The sequence below is a fragment of the Pedobacter sp. BAL39 genome (genome assembly GCF_000170795.1).
In the GTDB taxonomy this organism is placed as follows: Bacteria; Bacteroidota; Bacteroidia; order Sphingobacteriales; family Sphingobacteriaceae; genus Pedobacter.
This window is the reverse complement of sequence record NZ_ABCM01000004.1, coordinates 73471-96900: the sequence shown is the minus strand read 5'-3', so window position 1 is coordinate 96900 and position 23430 is coordinate 73471. Positions and strand designations below refer to the sequence as shown.

At 45.5% G+C, this 23430-nt stretch carries 20 protein-coding genes; 11 read left to right on the top strand and 9 right to left on the bottom strand.

The features are described from left to right. The first annotated feature begins 50 nt into the window (after positions 1-50). Positions 51-1625 carry a F0F1 ATP synthase subunit alpha gene (gene atpA / locus PBAL39_RS06805; RefSeq protein ID WP_008239717.1) on the top strand — a complete coding sequence of 525 codons (1575 nt, stop codon included), beginning with the start codon at positions 51-53 and terminating at the stop codon, positions 1623-1625. 30 nt (positions 1626-1655) lie between these two features. Then, positions 1656-2537: an ATP synthase F1 subunit gamma gene (gene atpG, locus PBAL39_RS06800; RefSeq protein ID WP_008239716.1), complete on the top strand. Its 882-nt coding sequence runs from the start codon at positions 1656-1658 to the stop codon at positions 2535-2537. 108 nt (positions 2538-2645) lie between these two features. Here the strand turns inward: atpG and PBAL39_RS06795 are convergent, their stop codons facing one another. From PBAL39_RS06795 to PBAL39_RS06765, 7 genes are all read right to left on the bottom strand, one after another. Next, positions 2646-4268, bottom strand: a complete 1623-nt coding sequence (locus tag PBAL39_RS06795) for a DUF4139 domain-containing protein (RefSeq protein WP_008239715.1) — start codon at positions 4266-4268, stop codon at positions 2646-2648. A gap of 107 nt (positions 4269-4375) precedes the next feature. Beyond that, complete coding sequence (locus PBAL39_RS06790) at positions 4376-5536, bottom strand: glycoside hydrolase family 76 protein (RefSeq protein WP_008239712.1); 1161 nt, start codon at positions 5534-5536, stop codon at positions 4376-4378. 26 nt (positions 5537-5562) lie between these two features. Beyond that, positions 5563-6684 (bottom strand): SusE domain-containing protein, encoded by a 1122-nt coding sequence (locus PBAL39_RS06785; protein WP_008239701.1) that lies wholly within the window; start codon positions 6682-6684, stop codon positions 5563-5565. A 16-nt stretch (positions 6685-6700) separates the two neighbouring features. After that, positions 6701-8332, bottom strand: coding sequence for a RagB/SusD family nutrient uptake outer membrane protein (locus PBAL39_RS06780; RefSeq protein ID WP_039866256.1), 1632 nt, complete (start codon positions 8330-8332; stop codon positions 6701-6703). Between the two features lie 23 nt (positions 8333-8355). Then, the gene (locus PBAL39_RS06775) at positions 8356-11694 is read right to left on the bottom strand and encodes a TonB-dependent receptor (protein ID WP_008239697.1); all 3339 of its coding nucleotides are present in this window, start codon (positions 11692-11694) and stop codon (positions 8356-8358) included. A gap of 166 nt (positions 11695-11860) precedes the next feature. Further along, positions 11861-13027, bottom strand: a complete 1167-nt coding sequence (locus PBAL39_RS06770) for a FecR domain-containing protein (RefSeq protein WP_008239695.1) — start codon at positions 13025-13027, stop codon at positions 11861-11863. A gap of 70 nt (positions 13028-13097) precedes the next feature. Continuing rightward, on the bottom strand, positions 13098-13673 hold the full coding sequence (locus tag PBAL39_RS06765; RefSeq protein WP_008239693.1) for an RNA polymerase sigma factor: 576 nt from the start codon (positions 13671-13673) through the stop codon (positions 13098-13100). 167 nt (positions 13674-13840) lie between these two features. Between PBAL39_RS06765 and PBAL39_RS06760 the strand changes: the two genes are divergently transcribed. Together PBAL39_RS06760 and PBAL39_RS06755 are read left to right on the top strand one after the other, a co-directional pair. After that, positions 13841-14056 (top strand): hypothetical protein, encoded by a 216-nt coding sequence (locus PBAL39_RS06760; protein ID WP_008239691.1) that lies wholly within the window; start codon positions 13841-13843, stop codon positions 14054-14056. A gap of 148 nt (positions 14057-14204) precedes the next feature. Continuing rightward, a complete protein-coding gene (locus PBAL39_RS06755) occupies positions 14205-15050 on the top strand; it encodes a DUF4349 domain-containing protein (RefSeq protein ID WP_157273935.1) in 846 nt (281 codons plus the stop codon). 63 nt (positions 15051-15113) lie between these two features. Here PBAL39_RS06755 and ruvC read toward each other — a convergent pair whose 3' ends face one another. Next, the gene (gene ruvC / locus PBAL39_RS06750; RefSeq protein ID WP_008239676.1) at positions 15114-15677 is read right to left on the bottom strand and encodes a crossover junction endodeoxyribonuclease RuvC; all 564 of its coding nucleotides are present in this window, start codon (positions 15675-15677) and stop codon (positions 15114-15116) included. A gap of 44 nt (positions 15678-15721) precedes the next feature. Between ruvC and PBAL39_RS06745 the strand changes: the two genes are divergently transcribed. From PBAL39_RS06745 to PBAL39_RS06715, 7 genes are read left to right on the top strand one after another with little or no spacing between them, the layout of a single operon-like run. After that, positions 15722-16699, top strand: a complete 978-nt coding sequence (locus tag PBAL39_RS06745; RefSeq protein WP_039866255.1) for a lysylphosphatidylglycerol synthase domain-containing protein — start codon at positions 15722-15724, stop codon at positions 16697-16699. Beyond that, positions 16677-17813 carry a glycosyltransferase gene (locus PBAL39_RS06740; RefSeq protein WP_008239674.1) on the top strand — a complete coding sequence of 379 codons (1137 nt, stop codon included), beginning with the start codon at positions 16677-16679 and terminating at the stop codon, positions 17811-17813. The genes PBAL39_RS06745 and PBAL39_RS06740 overlap by 23 nt, the downstream gene beginning before the upstream one ends. Then, positions 17813-18904, top strand: a complete 1092-nt coding sequence (locus tag PBAL39_RS06735) for an ABC transporter permease (protein ID WP_008239673.1) — start codon at positions 17813-17815, stop codon at positions 18902-18904. Before PBAL39_RS06740 ends, PBAL39_RS06735 begins: the two co-directional genes overlap by 1 nt. Before the next feature lie 17 nt (positions 18905-18921). Continuing rightward, positions 18922-19533 (top strand): ribonuclease HII, encoded by a 612-nt coding sequence (locus PBAL39_RS06730; RefSeq protein WP_008239672.1) that lies wholly within the window; start codon positions 18922-18924, stop codon positions 19531-19533. Positions 19534-19551: 18 nt separating this feature from the next. Further along, a complete protein-coding gene (locus PBAL39_RS06725) occupies positions 19552-20754 on the top strand; it encodes a glycosyltransferase family 4 protein (protein ID WP_008239671.1) in 1203 nt (400 codons plus the stop codon). 39 nt (positions 20755-20793) lie between these two features. Beyond that, the gene (gcvT, locus tag PBAL39_RS06720) at positions 20794-21873 is read left to right on the top strand and encodes a glycine cleavage system aminomethyltransferase GcvT (protein WP_008239670.1); all 1080 of its coding nucleotides are present in this window, start codon (positions 20794-20796) and stop codon (positions 21871-21873) included. Between the two features lie 41 nt (positions 21874-21914). Next, positions 21915-22631, top strand: coding sequence for a 2-phosphosulfolactate phosphatase (locus tag PBAL39_RS06715; protein ID WP_008239669.1), 717 nt, complete (start codon positions 21915-21917; stop codon positions 22629-22631). A gap of 5 nt (positions 22632-22636) precedes the next feature. Here the strand turns inward: PBAL39_RS06715 and PBAL39_RS06710 are convergent, their stop codons facing one another. Then, the gene (locus tag PBAL39_RS06710) at positions 22637-23428 is read right to left on the bottom strand and encodes a patatin-like phospholipase family protein (RefSeq protein ID WP_008239668.1); all 792 of its coding nucleotides are present in this window, start codon (positions 23426-23428) and stop codon (positions 22637-22639) included. Positions 23429-23430 lie beyond the last annotated feature (2 nt).

Below are 23430 nucleotides of genomic sequence, written 5' to 3'. Positions count from 1 at the left end.
GGGCGACATATAGATAACATACTGATTTACAAAAGAAATAATATAAAATTATGGTAGAGGTAAGACCAGACGAAGTATCGGCAATTATCAGGCAACAATTGGCGGGCTTTAAGTCAGAAGCAGAACTTGAAGAAGTTGGTACCGTACTGCAGGTGGGTGATGGTATTGCCCGTGTATATGGTTTAACTAAAGTTCAATCTGGAGAGTTAGTTGAATTTGAAAACGGCCTGCAAGGTATTGTTTTAAACCTTGAAGAGGATAACGTTGGTGTGGTTCTTTTGGGCCCTTCCGATACAATCAAAGAAGGTGATACGATTAAACGTACTAAGAAGATCGCCTCTATCAAAGTTGGTGAAGGTATGCTGGGTCGTGTGGTAAACACCCTTGGCGAGCCTATCGACGGTAAGGGACCAATTATTGGTCAGACGTACGAGATGCCTATCGAGCGTAAAGCACCGGGTGTAATCTATCGTCAGCCGGTTACTGAGCCTTTGCAGACTGGTATCAAAGCGATTGATGGTATGATACCAATCGGTCGTGGTCAGCGTGAGCTGGTAATTGGTGACCGTCAGATTGGTAAAACTGCGGTTTGTATCGATACCATCATCAACCAGAAAGAATTTTATGAAGCAGGGCAGCCTGTATTCTGTATATATGTAGCTTGTGGTCAGAAAGCAAGTACAGTGGCGAATATCGTTCGTACATTAGAAGAAAACGGTGCAATGCCATACACGGTTGTTGTTGCTGCTTCTGCTGCTGAGCCGGCGCCACTTCAGTTCTACGCGCCGTTCTCTGGTGCTGCGATTGGTGAGTTCTTCCGTGATACAGGAAGGCCAGCCCTGATTGTTTATGATGATTTGTCTAAGCAGGCTGTTGCTTACCGTGAGGTATCTCTGTTACTTCGTCGTCCACCGGGTCGTGAGGCTTATCCAGGTGACGTGTTTTATCTTCACAGCCGTTTGTTAGAGCGTGCTGCAAAGATCAATTCAAACGATGAGATTGCCCAGGCAATGAATGATCTTCCTGAATCTTTAAAAGGAATTGTAAAAGGTGGTGGTTCGTTAACAGCCCTTCCGATTATCGAAACTCAGGCAGGTGACGTTTCTGCTTATATCCCTACGAACGTAATTTCGATTACCGACGGACAGATCTTCCTGGAAACCAACTTGTTTAACTCTGGTATCCGTCCTGCGATCAACGTTGGTATCTCGGTATCACGTGTAGGTGGTAACGCGCAGATCAAATCCATGAAAAAAGTTGCGGGTACGCTGAAGTTAGATCAGGCACAATACCGTGAGTTAGAGGCTTTCTCTAAATTCGGTTCTGACCTTGATGCAGCTACGAAATCTGTTCTTGACAAAGGTTCACGTAACGTGGAGATCCTGAAACAAGGACAGTTCTCTCCGATGACTGTGGAGAAGCAAGTAGCGATTATCTATATCGGTACTAAAAACTTAATGCGTTCAGTTCCTGTAAATAAAGTGAAAGAGTTTGAAACTGAATTTTTACAGCAATTGGAATTGCGTCACGCGGATACTTTGGCTGCACTGAAAGCTGGAAAATTTGATGATACAATTACAGGAGTATTGGAAACTGTAGCAAAAGAGCTTTCCGCTAAATACTAAAAATTACTCTTGACTGAATAATAGAAAAGAATGGCAAATTTAAAAGAAGTAAGAATTCGTATCGCCTCTGTGCAGTCAACACAGCAGATCACCAAGGCCATGAAAATGGTTTCGGCTGCGAAGTTGAAGCGTGCTACGAATGCAATTATACAGTTACGTCCTTATGCTACAAAGCTGAAAGAGATCCTTGGAAACCTTTCTGCTAACTTAGAAGGATCTTCCTCCCCTTTCATTCAGGAGCGTGAGCCTAATAAAGTGTTAATTGTAGTGGTTTCTTCTAACCGTGGTCTTGCTGGTGCGTTCAACATGAACGTCATCAAAGCAACCAACAACCTGATTGCCGAAAAATACAGCGAGCAGTACAAAAATGGTAATGTGAGCATCGTTGCTATCGGTAAGAAGTCTCAGGATTTCTATGAGAAACGTAACTATAACGTCATTGGAAACAATAACGAGGTATATGCTTCACTTACTTTTGAGAACGTTACCAAAATCACAGACTCCATTATGGCAGGCTTTGAAAAAGGTGAGTTCGACAGGGTGGAAATGGTTTATAACAAGTTCAAAAATGCAGCGGTGCAAATCCTGACTACAGAACAATTGTTGCCTTTGCCTAAACCTGAAGTATTAAAAGACGAGAAACGTTCGAAGATCGACTACATCCTTGAGCCCGCTCAGGAAGAGATTGTAGAGCAGCTGATTCCTAAATCTATCAAAATTCAGTTATATAAAGCAGTCCTTGACTCTCATGCTTCAGAGCATGGCGCACGTATGACTTCTATGGATAAAGCGACTGAAAATGCCGGTGATTTATTGAAAGCCTTAAAACTTTCTTACAATCAGGCACGTCAGGCAGCGATTACCACAGAGCTTACTGAGATTGTGAGTGGCGCTGCAGCCTTGAACGGTTAAGGTTTCCTTACTAAAAATACACAGCCCTTATCTTAATTGATAAGGGCTTTTTTTGTATACCCAGTGCTCTTTTGTTGGCACCGGGATTTTGGGGGAGAGCTTATGTGTTTAGAGGTTTGCCAGGACCTTGTCTTTTGGCGATTTAACAGCATAGCTGAACTTTATCTTCTGTGTGGCGCCCGGTTTTAACTTCAGGTTCCAGGTCAATATGCCGGTTTGTGGGTTGACTGATGCGGAGCCCGAGTCGAGTAATTCTACTTCCACATCTTTATCCGTTGTAATAGGATACTGATCCCTCAGATAGAGGGAAACTGTTTCATTCTTACCGTTACGTATGCTGATCTCATAATTAAAGGTTTGTTTCTTATTTGCGCCTATAAATTTGGTACCGGTCTGTTCTGCGATTTTTTCTCTTTTTACAATGATCTTTTTGTCCCTGCCCATACTGAGCTGAAGGGTATCGCTGCCTGTATTCGGTTGGATGGTGGTTTTGCCGACATAACTGTTTTCAAAGATGACGCTGGCTTCTCCCGGGAGTAGGTCAAGCTGGTCATAACCGCTGATCTCCCCAACAAGGAATACGTCTGCATCTGCTTTTGGAATGCTGTAGTACTTGTATTGCACCGGATGGGTCAGCTCTCTTAGCGCAATGAGCTGCGGCTTGCCATTGGAAAGGATGTCGTAAGGAATGTCAATGTCAAAGACAGTACTCAATGTTTGCTGTGTCGCATTTACATGTTCGTTAAGGGACGGGCTGATGACCACCTCGTTCAAGACCATGTCGTTATCTGAAGGTACTGCTTTGGCACGAGCCCGATTTGCAGATATGCCTGCGACCTTCCCTTCCAAAGCATTTGGCAACTGCTGAGGCTGTTGGTAGCGAAGGAACCATGGACTCAGGATCGGGGCAGATCCACTGCGGTTCGGATTTCCTGTGGATAAGCTCAGCTTTACCTTTTTCCAATCGAGCCCGGTTGACTGAACTACATTTGCCTTATACATGATTTTAAGGGGCGCAGCGGCGTTTTCCGCGCGCAAGTCATAAAACGGTGTCCATGATGCCCCAGGGGCCATATAACTAATCTTGAAATCACCCTCTATTGGCTTGACTGATACCAATTGAAGCAGGAGCTGTCCAGTATTGTCAGACGGGCTACTGTTTAGCTCTTTTAATTGTTGCTGCATTTTGCTGATCTTCATTTTCAGAAGTTCCTCTTTCTGACGTAGGTTATAGATACTGGCCCTGAGCTCCAATTGTTTTCGTTTATAGTACTCTGTCACTTTGATCAGCTCGGCAACATTTACCCCATTGGCTGTGCCGCCTACAGTTTGGTTTTTATCCAGCATCAGTAGCATGTTTTCTTCCACGACGATGTTGTTCTGTATATCGCTGAGCACCTTTGCCGTCACGCTGAGGCTGTCTTCGACCTTCAGGTAGGCAGGACTTTTCTTTTCGTTTTTCAGGTAATCCATTACGTAACTGGTAGATAAGATCGTTACACCTTCAGGAACATTAATTTGGAGACTTTCGTCATATAGCTGGTTGGCGACGGCAGTCAGTAGGATCTCAGTAGTTCCCGATGGCAGCCGTACCTTTGCGCTGTGGTTGAGCAGGGCACCATGACTGTAAATGCTGACAGATTCCAGTTTAGCGTTAAAGGAGGGTGGGAGTTGAGCCTGGATTTGTTGTATGCCGATAAGGCTAAGGAAGAGAATAAATATGGACTTCATAATGTTAAGTTTTTAATACGATGTCGCCACTTAAAAAAATCCATAAATAAAAGGGCGGTATCATCATGTAGATGATACCGCACTTTTCAACTTTCTAAAGTTATTGCTTAGTTGAGGTAGCCCCCTTGTTTTAAGGTAGCCATTGCTTCCATCAATGTTGCTCCGCTGATTTCTGCGCGCAGGCCGGCTTTACCATCTAATGGTGCTTCCCACCAGTGGTAACCGAAAAGGATCACCGGACTTTTGGCAGTCCCTTTAGTCCATAATATCTGGGCACTGTTTTTTAGGAAGTTAACATATCTCTTTCTGGAGGTCTCGGGCAGATCTTTGTGCTGGATCAACAATACAAGGTAACGGACGAAGATACCTTTGAACAGGTTGACGTCATGGTCCTGTTGTTCCGCCCAGTCGCTAAGCACTTTATTGTTCGCATTTACAAGGGTGCTTGTCGCCCAATCGGCAGTTTTGATGGCATCATTAAGATAAACCTTGTTGCCGGTAATCTTATAATATTCCAGTGCTGCACCCAAATAGGTGCCTGCATTGTAAGTCCAGTCGCCATTTTTATCTTCAATGTTTTCGTAGACCCTACCGGACTGTTGCACCACACGGTTTTCTTTCATCCAGTTGTAGATCATGGATAGCCATTCCAGGTTATTGTGTCCGTTCATGACTTCCGCGTCTCCATATTTCTGCCAGCGTCTGGCAGCAATAATCGCTGCAGGTCCGTTGGACGGAACGCCTTTACTTTTGCCGGCGTCATTATTCTCGTGGTTCCATGGAATCCCGCCACCGTCGAAGGTATTCCAGCCTTTAGTGATCTCGTTCCATAGTAGCCTTGCAGAAGCTTCGTAGCGTGTATCTCCCGTTGCTTCCAGTGCACGCAGGTGTGTCATTCCATGCCATCCCATGTCATCATAGTAATTGTTATAGAATCCTCCTCCGTTTTTGGCTTTTACACCTTCATAGAAATCATAAATCTGCTGTTTATAGACTGCGCTTTTCGTTCTGTTGTAGGCGTCGATGAGTACATCTAACCCATGGGCCTCAGGCCAGTAATCGTATTGCCCTATCGCCCCAAAGTTATCGTTGTTGAAATGGTGCTTTGTAGAATTAAAGTACACACTGCTAAAGCTGCTGCTGCTGCTGTCTGCAGCCTGGTCCCAGTCGATATTATATTTTGTACTTCGGTCTATGTACTCATCGTCTATCTTTCCGCAGGCACTGAATAGTAGTGCCATCCCGGCCATTAATATGATCTTTTTCATCTGTATGTATATTTGGTAAGCCCGGATTAGAATGCAATTTCGTGGGTGTAATCGGCGACCTCCGCGTTCATGGTGAGGATTACATTGCATTTTGCTATTGATCTGTTAGGGAATTTGAAAGAATAGTCCCAGCGGTTCTTATCTTCAGGATGGAAAGCCAGTTTGAAGTACGGACCGGTTTTGCCAGAAGGCGGCTGGTTGTCTTTGTTGATACTACCGATTTTTTGTTCCACACCGCCCAGGGTGATCCAGAAGAAATAGCGGTCATCACCGAACTCTGTAGTAAAGTCGGGCACCATATCATTCACACGCCATACCCCCTTACCCTGATAGGTCAGTGTTTGTCTTTTTTGTGGAGTACACATGAAGAAGTCCAATTTGTTTACCTCTACAATTGATGCAGATCCGGCAAGAAAATCAAGGTTGATTTTATAAATTCCGTCTTTCGCTACCGTAGCGCCTTCAGCATTTTCCTGGAATGCGGTACCAGCGGGTGTCACAGAGAATGTTCTTGATGTACCTGTTTTTGAATCTACGAAAGTATATTTTTTACCTGCGGTCAACCTTGTATAGATTTCAAATTCCGTTCCACCTTCGAGTGTTTTCACCGCCAGTGCCTGAGCCATGTCCACCCCGCCTTCAGACCCTTCACCTGTCAGGAACAGTGCGCTTGGAGCCTCAATGCCTGCAAAACGGGTGACGTTCAGTTTACGAACCTGTTTTGATGGCGTTTTAGTAAGACCTCTTGAAGAAACGATGGTCCATTTCAAGGTGCCTTCTTCCGATGCTGCAATTCCGGCCAGGCCTGCGATTTTGTTTAGTGTTTTATGAGTGATGCTCGCACCGGTGCTGGTACCTTTGTTGTCGGCGGTAACCGTAAACACAGGATTGGAGAAGTCACCGTTTTCCTTGTCAAACAATACGTCATAATAAACTACTCCATTGTCCTGAGCGATGGCTTTTTCCCATTCGAAATACAAAGATGCCGATCCCGCCGCCTGGAGGACGAGGTTTCTTCCATCATCAGGAGAGTAGAGGGTATTTACTTCTGTAACACTCACCTCTTTAAAATCATTGTCTTTTTTGCAGCCTGAGAAAGCCAGAATTGCCATCAGGTAACAGGTGATAGATAATATATTCGTTTTCATTTTCTTCTTTTTAAAATTAATAGCCTGGGTTTTGTGTAAGGTTGGTGTTGAGCAGACGTTCAGCTCTCGGGATTGCCCAGAGGTAGTCGCGGTTGCGGTTAAAGTTTCCTGCTGGCAATTTGATATAATCGTATGTTCCGCTGCTTTTGTCGAATCTGGCACCGCGTGGTTGTTGTGTAAGTACCGTTTCAGCAGTCTTCCATCTGCGGAGGTCATAGATGCGCAAACCCTCCAGAGCAAGCTCTACACGACGTTCATTGCGTATAACTTCACGAAGTGCAGTCTGGTCTGAGGAAGGCATGGATCGCGCTTGAGTGGTATTGTCGAAACCTGCTCTTTCTCTTAATCTCCTGATGGTCTGGTCCCATACGGCGGTATTCATCTGATTCAGCTCGTTTTTTGCTTCTGCGTACATCAGTAAAACGTCCGCGAAGCGGATTACCGGAAGGTTCAGGCTAGATTCCCAGCCGCCACCCAAATAAGAGGAAGCAGTAGGATCGGCATATTTGCGGTAGTAGTAACCCGTAGGTGTTTGGGCAGTACCAGGCCCGGTATATTTATCAGAAGATTTGCCTGTAGGAACGGTGCCGTCAGGATGGGTGACGATAGGATAGGTGTTGCCAGCCCTGTCGATCCATTGTGAGCCATCATAGGCAATCGTTGCCCCCATCCGGGAGTCGCGGTTGGCGTAATCAGGATCGGCAGAAGTCCATTTCGCACCATTCTTCATCAGATAGCTGTCTACCAGACCCTGCGTTGGTCCTGCCAGACAGAGGCGGGCATTGGCAGAAATCGGGACATAATCTACCAGCGTGCCCCAGGTTCTAAGTTCAGGGACAAATTGAAGGCTCATGATGATCTCATTATTGTACTCATTTCTTACCCAGAACAATTCCTCGTAATTAGAGAATAAATTGTAAGATCCATATGTGCTGCCGTTGATTAGTTTTTCGCAGTTTTCGACAACTTTAGCCCAGTTGTTTTCATAAAGATAAGCCCTTGCATTGAGGGCTATTGCTGCTCCGCTGGTAATCCGGCCATTGTCTGCAGCAGCATACTGTTCCCTGCTTGGCAACAACGTCGCAACTTCATCGAGCTCCTGATGCACCCAGGCAAGAATTTCTGCCTGCGGTTTACGGAATAAAGCTTTGGATTGCTCCAGGTTGATGTCTTCGGTGAAGAAGGGGACATCACCATACCAGGTGGTCAGCTGCCAGTAAAGCATGGCCCGGATGAAACGTATTTCCGCTTTTCGCTGGTCTCTTTTTTGCTGGGTCATCGCCGTTACACGGTCTATGTTCGCGAGGAAGGTATGACATGTTTTTATTCCACCGTAGGCGTCCGTCCAGTCTGAGAGGAAGCGTGGGTTGGATGCATCTGCAATACCTGTTGCAATCAGTTTTTCGTTTGTAGTTCCGTAGCCGTTATAAACGTTGTCGCTCAGGATCTCATTTGAGAAGATCGATCCGGCATTAAACATCTGGCGGTAAGCCATGCTGAGTACCGAATTGGCTTTGTCTTCCGAGGTCCAGTAAGTCTCGTCGGTAAACTTATTGGTTGGGGTGACATCCAGCTTAACGCAGCCGCTCAGGCAGATCCCTGCGGCAAGTAGAATTAGCTGACTATATTTTTTTAAATTCCTTTTCATGATTCTCATTTATCTATTGATCATTAAAATTCTACATTGAAACCACCACCAACGTACTTGAGCAGCGGATAATTACGGACACTATTTGCACCACTGGCATTCATGCTGCCGCCGAATTCTGTTGATTCAGGATCCACAAATGAGTTTTTGCTGAAGGTCAGCAGGTTTTGACCGTTGACAAAAACGCGCACTTTACTCATTCCTATTTTAGCGGTGACGTTTTTAGGAATGGTGTATCCAATCTGGATGTTTTTAAGACGCAGGTAAGCGGCGTCGAAAATGTTAAGGTCAGATCCTTTTCCGTAATTGTTTGCGGTAGAGGCGGTGCTTGGAGGAGTTAGTCTAGGCCATTTTGCGTCAGGGTTTGCCGGGGTCCAGTAATCCAGCTGATGTTCAAACATCACAAAGGAATAGCCACCATGAAAAGGCTCAATGGTTTCTCCCCTTAAGGCCATTTCACGTTTCCCTACACCTTGCCATAACATACTCAGATCAAAGCCTTTCCATTGAATATCGTAGGTGAACCCGAAGTTCAGGCGCGGGAATGCATGTCCCAGTACAAAACGGTCATTGTCATCGATGATACCATCGTTATTTCTGTCGACATACTTTACATCTCCAGGTTGTGCTGCCACACCTACAGGAAGGGCTGAGTTTTTGATATCTTCCTCATTTTGAAACAATCCAGCCATTTTATAGCCATAATAGCTGTATAGTGGTAAACCCACACGGATGATTCTTTCGATCTCATCAGATTTATCGATTTGTTCATCGCCCTCAAACCTGGTCACTTTATTCCAGGAATCACCCACGTTAAAACCGAAATTATGGTTGAAGTCACCGTGGTTCAGGCGGTAGTTGATGCTCACTTCCCAACCGCGGTTAACCATCGCGCCCAGGTTGGCCTTGGCTACAGCTCCACCTAATGTCGCAGGTGTTTTTGGCTGCAAGAGTATGTCATTTGTGGTTTTGTGGAAGTAATCAAATATCACGTTCATTTTCCCTCTGAAGAACGAGGCATCGGCTCCGATGTTGAAGGCATTTGTCGACTCCCATTTCAGGTCTGGATTACCAAATGTATAACCTGTTCCTGGTACTGCTACATTGTTGAAACCATATTGGTTATTGTAAATGTCATAAGTAGTGTAGGTCTGGTAATCAGCAACATTCTGGTTACCCAGGCTACCGTAGCTACCGCGGATTTTCATATCTCCGACCTTCTCTTTCCAGAAGTTAAAGAAACCCTCTTCTGTGATGCGCCATCCAAGGGACATTGAAGGGAAGAATCCCCAGCGGTTGTTTACGCCAAATCTGGACGAAGCATCATAACGGAAACTCGCCTCAGCAAAGTATCTGTTGTCATAAGAATATCCTGCGCGTCCGAAGTATGAATATAGTGTCCTTTCAGTAGTATTGTCAACGGTATTGCTGCTGGTAGGATCTATAATGGTTCCCTCTACAGGAATACCAAGGTCGGGATCTACAAACTTCTTTTTGAGCTCCTGCGCAACCCTTCTGTAAGACTCATTGGAAAAACCACCCAATAACGATACGTTGTGACTCTTGCCGAAAGTTTTATTATAGTCCAGCATCAATTGAATATTCTGTAGCGTTGATTTTTGCGAGAAGTCTTCGATGCTATAGTTTTTGTTGTCGTTGATGTTGATTGGCGTATCATCTCCGGACAAATTGTATACAGGCCAGTAGAACCGCCTGATCAACCTGCTGTCCGGGCGCAGGTCCAGGGATATCAACCCTTTCGCCTTCAGTCCGCTGATGATCTCCACTTCTGCATTTAAGCTACCTTGAAAATGGTCATTGATGTTATTTGTATAACCGCCATGCTCCAGTCCGGCAAGCGGATTTCCCGCAGTAAGTACATCGTTTGTGTAGTAACGGCCATTATCTCCTTTAAGGATGTAGTTGTTATAAACCGGCAACCTGGATGCATCAGCAATAAGGAATCCGGTATCTCCCTGATAAGCTTTACCTTCATTTCTGTCATACCACAATATGGTAGTCAGCTTTAATTTGCCGATATCAGTGGTAAAGTTGGAGCGTAGGTTGTATCGTTTTGTTCCAAAATCGGGGCCTTTAAAATTACTTTTCTGATCGTAGTAACCGAAGGACACCATATAAGCGGTATTTGTTGAACCGCCCTGTACGTCCACATTGTAATTTTGCTGTTTTCCATCTTTAAGAATTCCTTTCAGGAAATATTCACTGTCACCAGTTGCAAACTGGCTGATCTGTTCTGAGGAATAAATTGGATTTGCACCGACATTGATGTAGGAGTCGTTGCGTAGCAATGCATTCTGATATCCTTTTAGCGGCTTTACCAATACTTCAGGCGTTTGTGTACCCAGGATGCCGGAGAACCGGACCACAGGTTTCATATTGAGCTTACCTTTTTTTGTGGTCACCAGAATAACCCCATTCGAGGAACGCGATCCATAAATGGCAGAACTTCCTGCGTCTTTTAATATAGAAATGCTTTCAATATCATTTGGATTGAGGTTGTTCATATTGTTGACATCCTCGCTGATGATTCCGTCGATGACCAGCAGAGGCGAGTTATTGCCGAAAGTGCCGACACCCCTCAGGTTGATGTTCATGTTGTTGTCATTGGGGTTCATGCTACGCTGCTGAATCACGAGGCTGGGAGATGCGCCCTGAAGTGCTTGGGTAAGGTTACCCACCGGGCGGTCTTCAATTTGTTTTGCACGCACCTGGTCTATTGCGCCAACCACACTTGCCCTGCGTTGCGTACCGTAAGCGATAACAACGACCTCATCCAGGTTTTTCTGCTCAGGGAGCAGTTGTACATTAACAGAGGTCTGCCCATTAAGCGGTATCTCTTTAGTTGTATATCCAATGAAGGCAAATACCAACGTCGCATTTTTATCCGAGACACTCAGCTTGAAGCGTCCCTCGGAATCCGTGCTTGCCCCTGCTGTCGATCCCTTTACACGGATGCTGACGCTGGGTATTGGCAAGCCGCTTTCGTCAGTAACCTTGCCGGAGATGCTGGTCTGGTTCGCGTAGCTGCTTATGGTCTGTGCTGCAGTTGGTTTTTTCTTTACAGTGATGGTCCTTTGCTCAATGTCAAAAGTCAGTTGCTGACCTTCAAAACATTGTTCCAGCACCGTTTCTATAGGTGCATTTTTGACAGAAATGCTTACAGGTCTCGTGTCTTGCAACATCTGCATATCATAAAAAATATTGTAGTCTGTTTGTTTCTTGATTTCCTTGAAAATCTGCTCGATACTTACGTTACGGGCAGTAATGCTGACCTTCTGCGCGTATCCACGTGCCTGCACCTGCAGAAGCGTAGCAAGCAGAATGATAAAGGTGAGTTTCATAGGAAGCAGAAGTTTTAAAGGAATACAGCTGATATAGCTATACACTAATCTAATGCAATTTTTATACATCGATCTCAGGATTAATTATATTTGGTTAAGTCGGCAACTTTTTTTTTGCTGCCGGATGATTTGGTTTCGCTGTTTAAATTTGATGGTTGTGTAGTGATTACGGCATAACGATAACCCTCCTTTCTTCAATTTTAAAGTGAATAACTTTTGTCTTCTCCATGATTTTCAGGATCTGGGAGATGTTTTCAAATTTGGAAATCCTTCCGCCAAAGCGCCTGTAACGGATGCCATCTTCAAGTTCGATGTCTACATCGTACCAGCGGGAGATGGTGCGCATGATGTTCTCCAGGGTTTCGTTCTCAAAAGAAAAATATCCTTTCTGCCATTCTATCGCCTGATTCGCATCTACATCAAATACGGAAATGTTTGTATTCATGACCGATTGCTGGCCGGGCTTCAGTACTCTGGATTGATTTGTGGATAGCTGGACAACTTTTACCGCTCCCTCCAGCAATGTCGTTTTTACATCGTTTTCATCCGGATAAGCATTGACGTTAAAGTGGGTACCCAGTACCTCGATCTGTTGTCCGCGACTGGACACGATAAAGGGAAGTCTGCCAGATTTGTGTTTGGAAGATGCCTGATGTTTTACCTCGAAGTAAGCCTCTCCGGTCAACTCTACACGCCGCTCGTCTTTATTAAATGCGAGTGGAAACTTAAGGGTAGAGGCGGAATTGAGCCATACTTTTGTACCGTCAGGAAGGTTAACCTGAAACTGTCCGCCACGCGGAATGGAGATTTCGTTAAATACGGGACCTCTGGTTTTTGTTCCTGATTTGGAAGCATGATAAATCACCTGACCATCTTTATCTTTAGAAATATATAAGTCACCCTGGTTGGCCAGGATGCCATTTTTCGCGTCGTTCAATGTGATTTTTGAGCCATCAGCCAAAGTAAGCATGGCTTTATTCTGACCCGGAGGGATGTCTGCAGCCTGAGATAGGGCAGAGGATGGTACAGGTTCTATTCCTTTGTTTTTTAACAACAGATAACCGCCGAAAGAAACAAACACACCAAAAGTTACTGCTGCAGCAACAAACCACCATCGTGGGGAGTTTTGCCTTTGCACAGGAATGGCTTCTTTTTCGAGAATGTTCCAATACATCCTCTTCTTCAGCTGTTCCTGCGGCAGTTGTTCCATGTCGTCTTCCTCAAAAGAATCATACCATTCATTGAATAGTATTTTCTCTTCTGGCGTAATTGTGCCTTCCTGCCACTTCCTGGCAAGTTTATGAATGATGGATTGCGGTTTTTCAGAAGACATTTGGTTAGCTTGTTTGATGTATAGCCAATCGGGGACGCCCAATCCCTTAGTGGCAATGAAAATAAATTTTTTAAAGGAAGCAGATCAATAAACCCAGCATGCCCTGGAAGGTGCCTTTAAGGGTCTTTCTGGCCTTGGAGAGGTGTGCCTCGACCGTTTTTTCGGAGATATCCAGTTCCGCAGCGATCTGGAGCTGCGTGTATTCCTGCTCGTATTTAAGTTTGAATACCTGTCTGCATTTCTCCGGCAAGGCATCAATGGATTGCTGCAGCTGCTCCTTGAGTTCTTTAAGGTCAAGATCCTCAATGGTCGAATTGTCAGCTTCCGAAAACCTGGTAAAGGTCTCTTTTTCAAATCGGGTATGCCTTGCTTTTTTTGCAAGCTGGTTGATGACTTCAAACTTTACCGCAACGGCAAAGTAATTGTCCAATCCTTTGGTGAGCGTAAAGGAATCCCTCTTGCGCCACAGCTTACAGAAGATGTCCTGTACGACTTCTTCTGCCCCGGTATCATCGCTCAGCCGTTTGCGCGCCATGAGGTATGACTTTTGCCAATGGCGCTCATAAATCTCCCTGAAGGCTCTTTCTTCCCCGTTTTTTAAGAAATCGACGAGTTCAAAATCAGTTAAGGAGCTATATTGGATCATTTATTCTTTTGCCAATGGTTAGATTTATTCCTGCAGGTCCAAAGTTCCGTAATTTATCTGCAAAAACTAGAACGCCAAGATGGTAAATTTTATGTATAAAATTTTTCTCTTTTTTATCATGGCAAATGGCTAATTAATATTATTTTTGCTCCATAAAAATTGATATTATGGAACAGACACCAAATCACAATACCGAAAGCATGAAAAGAGCGAATGAGACATCAATCTATAAATTGATGACTGTAGGCATTCTGGTTAGCATGCTGGGCGTTTATCTGCGCTTCGCTGGTGATTCCATGACTTTATCTATTGTTTCATGGGTCATCCTTTTTATTGGTGCCATCATTGCCATTAAAGGAGTATTTAAAATATTAGCTGCCTAGTCAACAAAACGCAGTTTTTTCGGGAATTCCCCATTGGAGTCAAGACCAATGGGGAATTTTTTTTAGGTAACTTTTGTGTGATCTAAATATTTTAAGGTTACCTATTTTGATATTTTGTATTAAGGTTAAATAATCAACCATTAATATTATGAAAAAATATTTAATCTATTGTGTATTCACAATGGCGGCTTTAGGTTGCGGTAAATCTGGCTACAAAGAAGGATCAGCTGAAGCAACAGCCTCTCTGGATAGCATGGACACCACAGCTACTGAAAAGATCATCAAAACTGCCGACATGCAGTTCCGGGTAAAAGATGTACAGCAGACCAAAGAAAAACTAAGTCAGGCCATCAAGTCTGAAGGAGGCACGATCGCTGAGTTTTCCATCAGCAGCAACATCCAGCAAACAGAAAAAGTACCGTATAAAACAGATTCACTCCTGGAGCTTACCTCTTACAGGACCGAAGGCCAGATCACGGCGAAGGTGCCCTCCGCAAAGCTGGATGAGTTCACCAACAAAGTGGCAAAAATGGCCATCTTCGTACACCACCAGTCGATGAAGATGGATGACCTCAGCCTGAACTACCTCTCCAACCAGATGAAAAATCAAAATAGGGTAGAGGCCACTGAACAACTCAACAGAAATGCCACGAAGAAAAGCAACAACGTGGAGACAGCACTCGTCCTAAAAGATGACTATATCGATAAAAAGATAGCAAACCTAGACATCAACAACCGTGTAAAATACAGCGATATCACGCTGAGCTTTTACCAGGATAACACTGTGAAACAGGTTGTGGTAGGAAATGATAACCTCAGTGATTATCGCCCTCCGTTTTTTCAGCGCCTGCTACTCAGCATTCAGAATGGCTGGTTCATCTTCAAGGAATTTATCATTCTGCTCACTAACATCTGGATGCTCCTGCTGTTTGGCCTGTTGGTTTATTTCGGCTTGCGTTATTATAAAAAGCAAAAAAGAAACGTCGCTGCCTAAATCAGAATATCGCAGTTTGAAAGCCTGCCCCGGAGATGCAGATCAATCCGGAGGCAGGCTTTTTTATTTCATTCTCTTTTTATTGTCTTTCACAAATGCCTCCCAGCCGGAATAAGATTTGCCGCTTCCGGTAGTTCCCACCCGCTGAAAGGAATGACATACAGCAACAGCCAGTCCATCGGTGGCATCGAGGAATTCCGGTGTTTCTTTAAAGTTCAGCAAACGCTGCAACATTGCCGCTACCTGCTCCTTGCCCGAACTTCCATTGCCGGTGATGGATTGTTTGATCTTCCGGGGTGCATATTCTGTTATTGGGATGTTCCTCGACAAGGCCGCCGCCATCGCTACACCTTGTGCCCTGCCCAGCTTAAGCATCACCTGAATATTTTTTCCGTAGAAGGGGGCCTCAAGGGCCATCGTGTCCGGCTTAAACTCATCGATAAGCACCACAGTCTTCTCAAAAATCCGCTGAAGTTTCAGGAAATGATCATCCATATGATCCATCCGCACAATGCCCATCGTGACCAGCTCGATCTTACTCCCGCGCTCCAATATCACTCCATAACCCATGATCGAGGTTCCCGGGTCAATCCCCATGATCACCCTTTCCTTTTTTTCAGCCAACATAAGAACAATATTAAGCATATTTGCACACAGTAAAAGCAAAAAAGTTGACATCACGATACAAAAAAATACTTTCTTATCTTATTAAAAGCGGTATTGTAGTACTTGCATTCTGGATCATCTACAAAAAGCTGTCTTCAAATGAGAACCTTAGGAAATTTAAAGAACTCATAGCTGAAATCCCTGACGGGGAGATCTTTGCGGTGGTAGGTCTTGTGTTGGTGCTAATGCTCCTCAACTGGGGACTGGAGGCCGTAAAGTGGAAACGCCTCATTTCCGGCGTGGAAAAGATCAGCCTCTGGAGGGCTATCGAATCGGTATTCTGCGGCCTTACCTGGGCGGTATTCACACCCAACAGAATCGGTGAATATGGGGGCCGTGTGTTCTTTCTCTCTCCAAAAAGGCGGATCGTGGGGGTTGTCGCAATGGCGGTAGGGAATATCGGCCAGATGGTGCTGACCAATGTTTTCGGGGCCATTGCGTTGTGTATATTTATTTACAGGTTCTCAAATCTGGACTACCTGTTGTTTTATGCATTGGTCGCACTCTCCGTCATGTTTTGTCTGTTCTTTATCATTTTCTATTTTAACATCAGGTGGCTGAATGGGATTCTCTTGTCCATGAGATTTACCAGGAAGTATAAAAAATTCTATAACATCCTGGGCCGATATCAGAAAAAGGAACTTCTCAAAATCCTGCTCCTGTGTCTATCCAGGTATGCAGTATTCAGCAGTCAGTATTTCATTCTGTTCTACTGGCTCATTCCTGAGCTTCATTACCTCGATATTCTGATGATGATCAGCATCCTCTTCTTTGTGCAGTCTACTTTGCCTTCGCTGGACCTTTTCGATATTGGCGTAAGAAGTGTGACGGCATCTTATTTTTTCAAGTCTGTTACCAATCAGGATGTAGCCGTGATTGCATGCACGGCAAGCATATGGCTGATAAATATTATTATTCCTGCTATATTAGGCACTTATTTCGTATTTAAAGTTAATTTCTTTGGAAATCTTCAGCGTCGTTAGTTACTTCACCTCATTCCTGACCATTCTATACCTGGTTATTGTTGTCGCCTTTATCAGGGGATGGCACAAACTTAGCGATTTTAGTCGCCGCGATGGCGTTGCGCAGACCAAGGTATCCATCATTGTTGCGGCCAGAAATGAAGCAGAAAGCATCCACCTTACGCTGGAAGACCTCATCAACCAGGATTATAACCCCGCGCTGATGGAAATCATCTTTATCGACGATCACTCCACTGACCGTACGGGTGACATCATCGCTGCCTATGCGGACCGTGGGGTACAGCTCATTCGTCTCAATGAAGACCAGCCCTTAAACTCTTATAAGAAGAAAGCCATCCAAACGGCCATTGGTGCCTCCACGGGCACACTGATCATTACCACCGATGCCGACTGCCGCATGGGGCGCGACTGGCTGAAAACGATTGTCCGCTTTTATGAGACGCACGATTACAAAATGATCTCCTCGCCTGTAGCTTATTTTGAAGAGAGAAGTTTCTTCGAGCGGGCACAGTCGCTGGAGTTTCTGTACCTCATCGGCCTCGGTGCATCTACCATAGGCAATAAGGCGCCTTCAACCTGTAACGGCGCAAACCTAGCCTATGAAAAAGCAGCCTTTTACGAAGTCGGCGGCTTTAAAGGAATCGATGATCTTGCTTCAGGGGATGACGAGTTGCTGCTCCACAAGATGGCCGCCCGTTTTGACAACCGCATCGGTTTCCTGAAAAACCGCGATGCCATCGTATATACTCATGCTAAGGCCACGCTTGGCGAATTTATTCAGCAGCGCAAACGCTGGGCGTCCAAGAGTACACGGTATAAAAACAAATCCATCATCGTGCTGGGCGTTGCCGTATGGCTCTTCAACCTGAGCATCCTGCTCAATATCGGTGTCGGTCTTTTCATTGGTTTTTACTTCAAGCTGGCCTTGTGTCAGTTGCTGGCGAAACTGGTGGTCGAAGGAGTTTTCCTCTGGGATGTTACCCGCTTCGCTGGAAGAACAAAATTAATGGTCCTGCTGCCTGTGGTGGGGCTGATGCACATTCTTTATATTGTGTATATTGGCATTGCCGGTAACACAGGGAAATACAATTGGAAAGGTAGAATGGTAAAATAATGGAAGCCCAGCACAGTCCCTCATCAAGAGTATGGAAACGCTTTAAATCCAACACGCTTGCCGTTGCTGGTCTGTGTTTTATCCTGCTGATGATGTCGATGGCAGTATTGGGTTATCTGATTACCCCCGATCAAACACCCATGGGCAATAACAGTCATCTTCAGCTGACGATAAAAAAGCCTGGACGAACCTTTCAGTTCCTGATCATCAGCCGCTTGAAAGATGTGGAACAACGGAATTTCTTTGGGCGCATGATTTATGGCCAGGAGGCTGATTTTAAAAGTATCCCCATCACCAGCTACCGCGAGTCGGGAAATAAAGTTTATGCCCGGCCTTATATCGGCGATGACGAACAGGGATCGGAACAAATATATCCCTTACTGGGTCCTGATAATCACTATAGGCAGACGTTCTGGTTAGGTACCGACATTCAGGGCCGCGATATCCTCAGCAGGCTGATCCTGGGCATCAGGGTATCCTTGTCTGTTGGTCTCATTGCCGTGCTCATCTCGCTTTTCCTGGGTGTTTCCCTGGGCGCACTTGCAGGTTTTTACGGTGGATGGACTGATGGTGCCATCAGTTGGTTCATGAATGTGGTCTGGTCGCTGCCTTCCCTGCTGCTGATGATCGCCATATCCTTTGCGCTGGGAAAAGGCTTCTGGCAGATCTTTATCGCTGTGGGGTTGTCCACCTGGGTAGATGTTGCCCGCCTTGTGCGCGGCCAGGTAATGGCCCTCCGGCAGGTGGAGTTTGTTGAAGCATCCACAGCCCTGGGCTTTTCTTCCTCAAGGACCATCATCCGCCATATCCTTCCCAATATTGCCGGCCCCATCCTCGTCGTCGCTTCTGCCAACTTCGCCTCCGCGATATTGCTGGAAACAGGCCTGAGCTTCCTTGGTTTCGGTGCCCAGCCACCCATGCCCAGCTGGGGAGGGATGATCAAGGAGCATTATGGATACATCATCATGGATGCCGCCTACCTTGCCGTGCTGCCGGGACTGGCCATCATGCTGACGGTATATGCTTTTAATCTGCTGGCCATCGGTTTACGGGATGCTTTCGATGTGAAGTCGCAGAACATCTCTCTATAATTTATTAACTTTGTCCCATGTTGCTGAACTGTTACCAAACTGACTTTATTGAGGCCGGCTGTGATGAAGCAGGCCGTGGATGCCTTGCCGGTCCTGTATTTGCTGCTGCAGTAATCCTTCCCCCCGACTTTATCCCCGGGGAGCTGACAGATTCGAAAAAGCTGAACCATAAACAACGGGCAGCACTCCGCATCATCATTGAGCAGGAAGCGCTGGCCTGGGCTGTAGCATCTGTGGACCATGAAGAGATCGATAAAATAAATATCCTCAACGCCTCGTTTTTGGCCATGCACCGTGCCATTGAACAGCTCAGCCTGAAACCGGAGTACCTGAGCATTGACGGAAACAGGTTTAAAGCTTATACCGGCATTCCACACAGCTGTATCGTAAAAGGTGATGGTAAATACCTTAACATTGCTGCAGCCTCCATTCTTGCAAAAACACACCGCGATGAGCACATGGAACAGCTTGCACTGGAATATCCTGTGTACCAGTGGGCACAGAACAAAGGTTATCCCACCATCGTTCACCGTAAGGCGGCATTGGCGCATGGTTTATCGCCATATCACCGTAAAACTTTCAGCATTACAGATCCCCAGCTGGTCATGTTTTCGGAAATCAACGGATAATTAGTATTTTGAGCTGATTTGAAAGCACTGATACTGACAAACCGGGTTCCTTTTCCTCCAAATAGTGGTTATCCCATTGTTGTTTACAACACCATGAAGGGATTGCTGAAGCTTGGGGTGGAAATTACTTTGTTCAGCATCAATCCACTGAAACATAACCTCGATGTGGAGGATATTTATGATCCCGTCTTTGATCAGATTAGCTTTCATTCTTTTCATCTCGATACTGGCGTTAATGTGTACGATGCTTTGGTGAACATCTTCTCCAACAAGTCCTACAACGTGTCCCGTTTTTATCATGAGGATGCGGCACGCCTGTTGGAAGATGTACTCAAGGAAACCGATTTTGACATCGTTCAGTTTGAAGGGTTGTTTGTGGTCCCTTACCTCGATGTGGTCAAGGAACATACGCGTGCAAAGGTAATCTACAGGGCACATAACATTGAGTTCGATGTATGGGAACGGATTGCGAGAACCGAGAAGTTCAGTCCCAGACGAAAATACCTGGAGTTCCTTTCCAGAAGGCTCAAGGTGTATGAGACCGAACAGATCAACCGCTTTGACCAGATCTTTACCATCTCCGAGCAGGACCGGCAGAGCATCCTGCGCTTTGGCTGTAAAGCACCCATGGAGGTATTTCCAGTGGCGCTGGATTTTGAGAAGTACGTGACTGACCCTTCGAAGATCAGCTTTCCCACACTTTTTCATTTAGGTGCTATGGATTGGAGGCCTAATAAAGAGGGGCTTGAATGGTTTCTTGATGAGATCTGGCCCGACATTGAAACGCTGAACTCGGAGTTGCGCTTTTACATCGCCGGGAAGAGTATGCCTGAAGATTTTTTTCATTATGATTCGGATAACCTGGTGGTAGAAGGGGAGATCTTTGATGCCATCGAGTTTATGAACTCCAAGGCCATTATGATTGTTCCGTTGCTCTCCGTAAGTGGGATGCGGGTAAAGATTGTAGAGGGTATGGCCATGCGTAAATGCATCATTGCCACAGGTATGGCTGCCGAAGGGATCAATTGTGTCCATGGAAAAGACATTATGATTGCCAATACTCCTGATGAGTTTTACCGCGCCATCCTGCAATGCATCACAAATCCGAAAAAATGGAGGGAAATTGGAGAAAATGCAAGAAAAACAGCTGAAAGAGACCACGATATCAATACCATAACCGAAAGAATGTTGGTTATCTATCAAAAATTAATTAGTGCATAATTTTTATGTACTTTTGCCACGTTTTTATAGATATATAGCATGAAAAATACCGCTTTAACAGACAAACACATTTCTTTAGGGGCCAAGATGGTACCTTTCGCAGGGTATAACATGCCCGTACAATATGAAGGCATTAACGCTGAACATGCCGTAGTCAGAAGCGCTGTGGGCGTTTTCGATGTAAGTCATATGGGGGAATTTATCCTGAAAGGTGAAAATGCGCTGGACCTCATCCAAAGGGTTACCAGCAATGATGCTTCCAAGCTTTATGATGGCAAGGTGCAATACTCCTGTTTGCCGAACGAAGATGGCGGTATTGTAGACGATCTGCTGGTTTATCGCATTGATGAGCTTACCTACATGCTGGTAGTCAACGCCTCAAATATTGAGAAAGACTGGAACTGGATTCAGAAATACAATGATAAAGGTGTGGAAATGCACAACATTTCCGACAAAACTTCGCTGCTGGCCATCCAGGGTCCTAAAGCGGCCGAAGCTTTGCAAAGCCTTACAGAGGTGGACCTGGCGTCCATGGAATACTATAGCTTCACCAAAGGTACCTTTGCAGGTGTAGGCAACGTCGTGATTTCTGCAACAGGATATACTGGCGCAGGTGGTTTTGAAATCTATTTTGATAACGAACATGCGAATGAAATCTGGGAAGCAATCTTTGCGGCAGGAGCGGCACTGAACATCAAGCCGATTGGCCTTGGTGCCCGCGATACGCTCCGTCTGGAAATGGGCTTCTGCCTGTATGGTAACGATATTGACGATACTACCTCGCCAATCGAAGCAGGCCTGGGCTGGATCACCAAGTTCAGCAAGGTGTTTACCAACTCTGAGGCGCTTCAGGCACAGAAAGAGGCTGGGGTAAGCCGTAAACTGATCGGATTTGAAATGATCGACAGGGGCATTCCGCGCCACGACTATGAGATTGTGGATGCAGAAGGTCAGGTGATTGGACGTGTAACTTCAGGGACACAGGCGCCGTCATTGCAGAAAGCCATCGGTATGGGATACATTGATAAAGCTTTTGCCAAAGAAGGAACTGAAATTTTCATCAATATCCGCAACAGCAGGATCAAAGCTAAAGTGGTAAAATTCCCATTCTATAAATAAATCTTAAAACCCGGTTATCGCATCATAAGAAAATACCAGCAATGAAAAAAAGCATAGAAGTGTGTCTCACACCAGCGTTACTGAACCTCTACAACATTGAAGACAGCATTGTGGTGGTCATTGATATATTGAGGGCAACCTCATCTATGGTATATGGGATCGATAACGGGGCTACAGCAATTATCCCCGTGGCACAGGTAGAAGATTGCCTTGCTTATGCAAAGGACGGCTTTTTGCTTGCTGCAGAGCGAAATGGAGAGGTGGTTGAAGGGTATAACTTCGGCAACTCTCCATTTTCCTATACCGCAGAGAAAGTGTCGGGGAAGACAGTGGTGCTCACCACCACGAATGGCACCAAAGCCCTACATATGGCGAGGGCAACGGCCAAACAGGTGGTCATCGGCGCGTTCCTTAACCTGTCGGCATTGTGTGAATGGCTGAAAGTACAGGATAGCAACATCCTGCTGCTCTGCGCCGGCTGGAAGGATAATTTTAATTTAGAGGATACCCTATTTGCCGGTGCAGTTGTCAACGAGCTGTCCAAAGACTTTGTACTTTCTGATGATGCTGGTGTAGCTGCAGAAGACCTTTACCTCATGGCTAAAGATAACCTGCGCGCTTACATCAATAAGTCCTCTCATAGCCACCGGCTTGCCAAGCTCAATATTGAGGAGGATGTGAAATTCTGCCTCCAGTTTGACATCTGCAAAGCCATTCCGGTGCTGAAGGGCGATGCCCTCGTGACCATGTCATCCTAAGGATGCTAATCCAGCTTTATTTTTGGTTTTCTGATCAGCTCCTGAAGACTCTCATTGGTACGTATGGTTTTCAATGTTTCCTCATACGCCAGCCAGTAAATGGTTTCCGCCTTTTTCATGTCGAAGGTGCTGATCTCGCCCATGCCCTTAGGTTCTATGACAACATTACACAAGGATGATTTGCGTTCCATATCGTGGTTGATCGACATGATCCCCGCGCGGCGCATGAGTGAGGGGATGCTGACGATCTTGTCTACAGAACGCAGGTGGTTGCAGGAAGAGCCAATGATGTAGTCACAACTCCCAAGCAGGGGCTCTACAGGGAAATTGTTAAGGATGCCCCCGTCTACATACATCTGTTCGTCAATCATAATGGGCTTAAAAATTCCCGGAATGCAGCTGGACGCCTGAATGGCCCGGATCAATGGGCCTTTTGTAAAATAAACCAGCCTGCCCTCACTAAAGTTTGTCGCCGCAATGGTTAATGGAATTTTCAGATTTTCGATCTTATCATCCGGAAAAAATTCTTTCAGCAGGTTGGAGGTATACTCAATGTTGACCAGGCCCAGCGAGCCTACCGCAGGTCTGATGAAGCGCAACAGCTTGGTCTTCATGAAGATGTTCAGCCCCTCCTCAGGATCAATCCCTGCCGCGTAAAATGCCCCGGCAATAGATCCGGCACTGGTGCCACTGATGTGACTAAAGGTGATGCCCGCATTGATGAACGCTTTCAGCACACCCAGATGTGCAATGCCCCTGATCCCTCCTCCTGATAATACAATTCCTACTTTAGTCATAA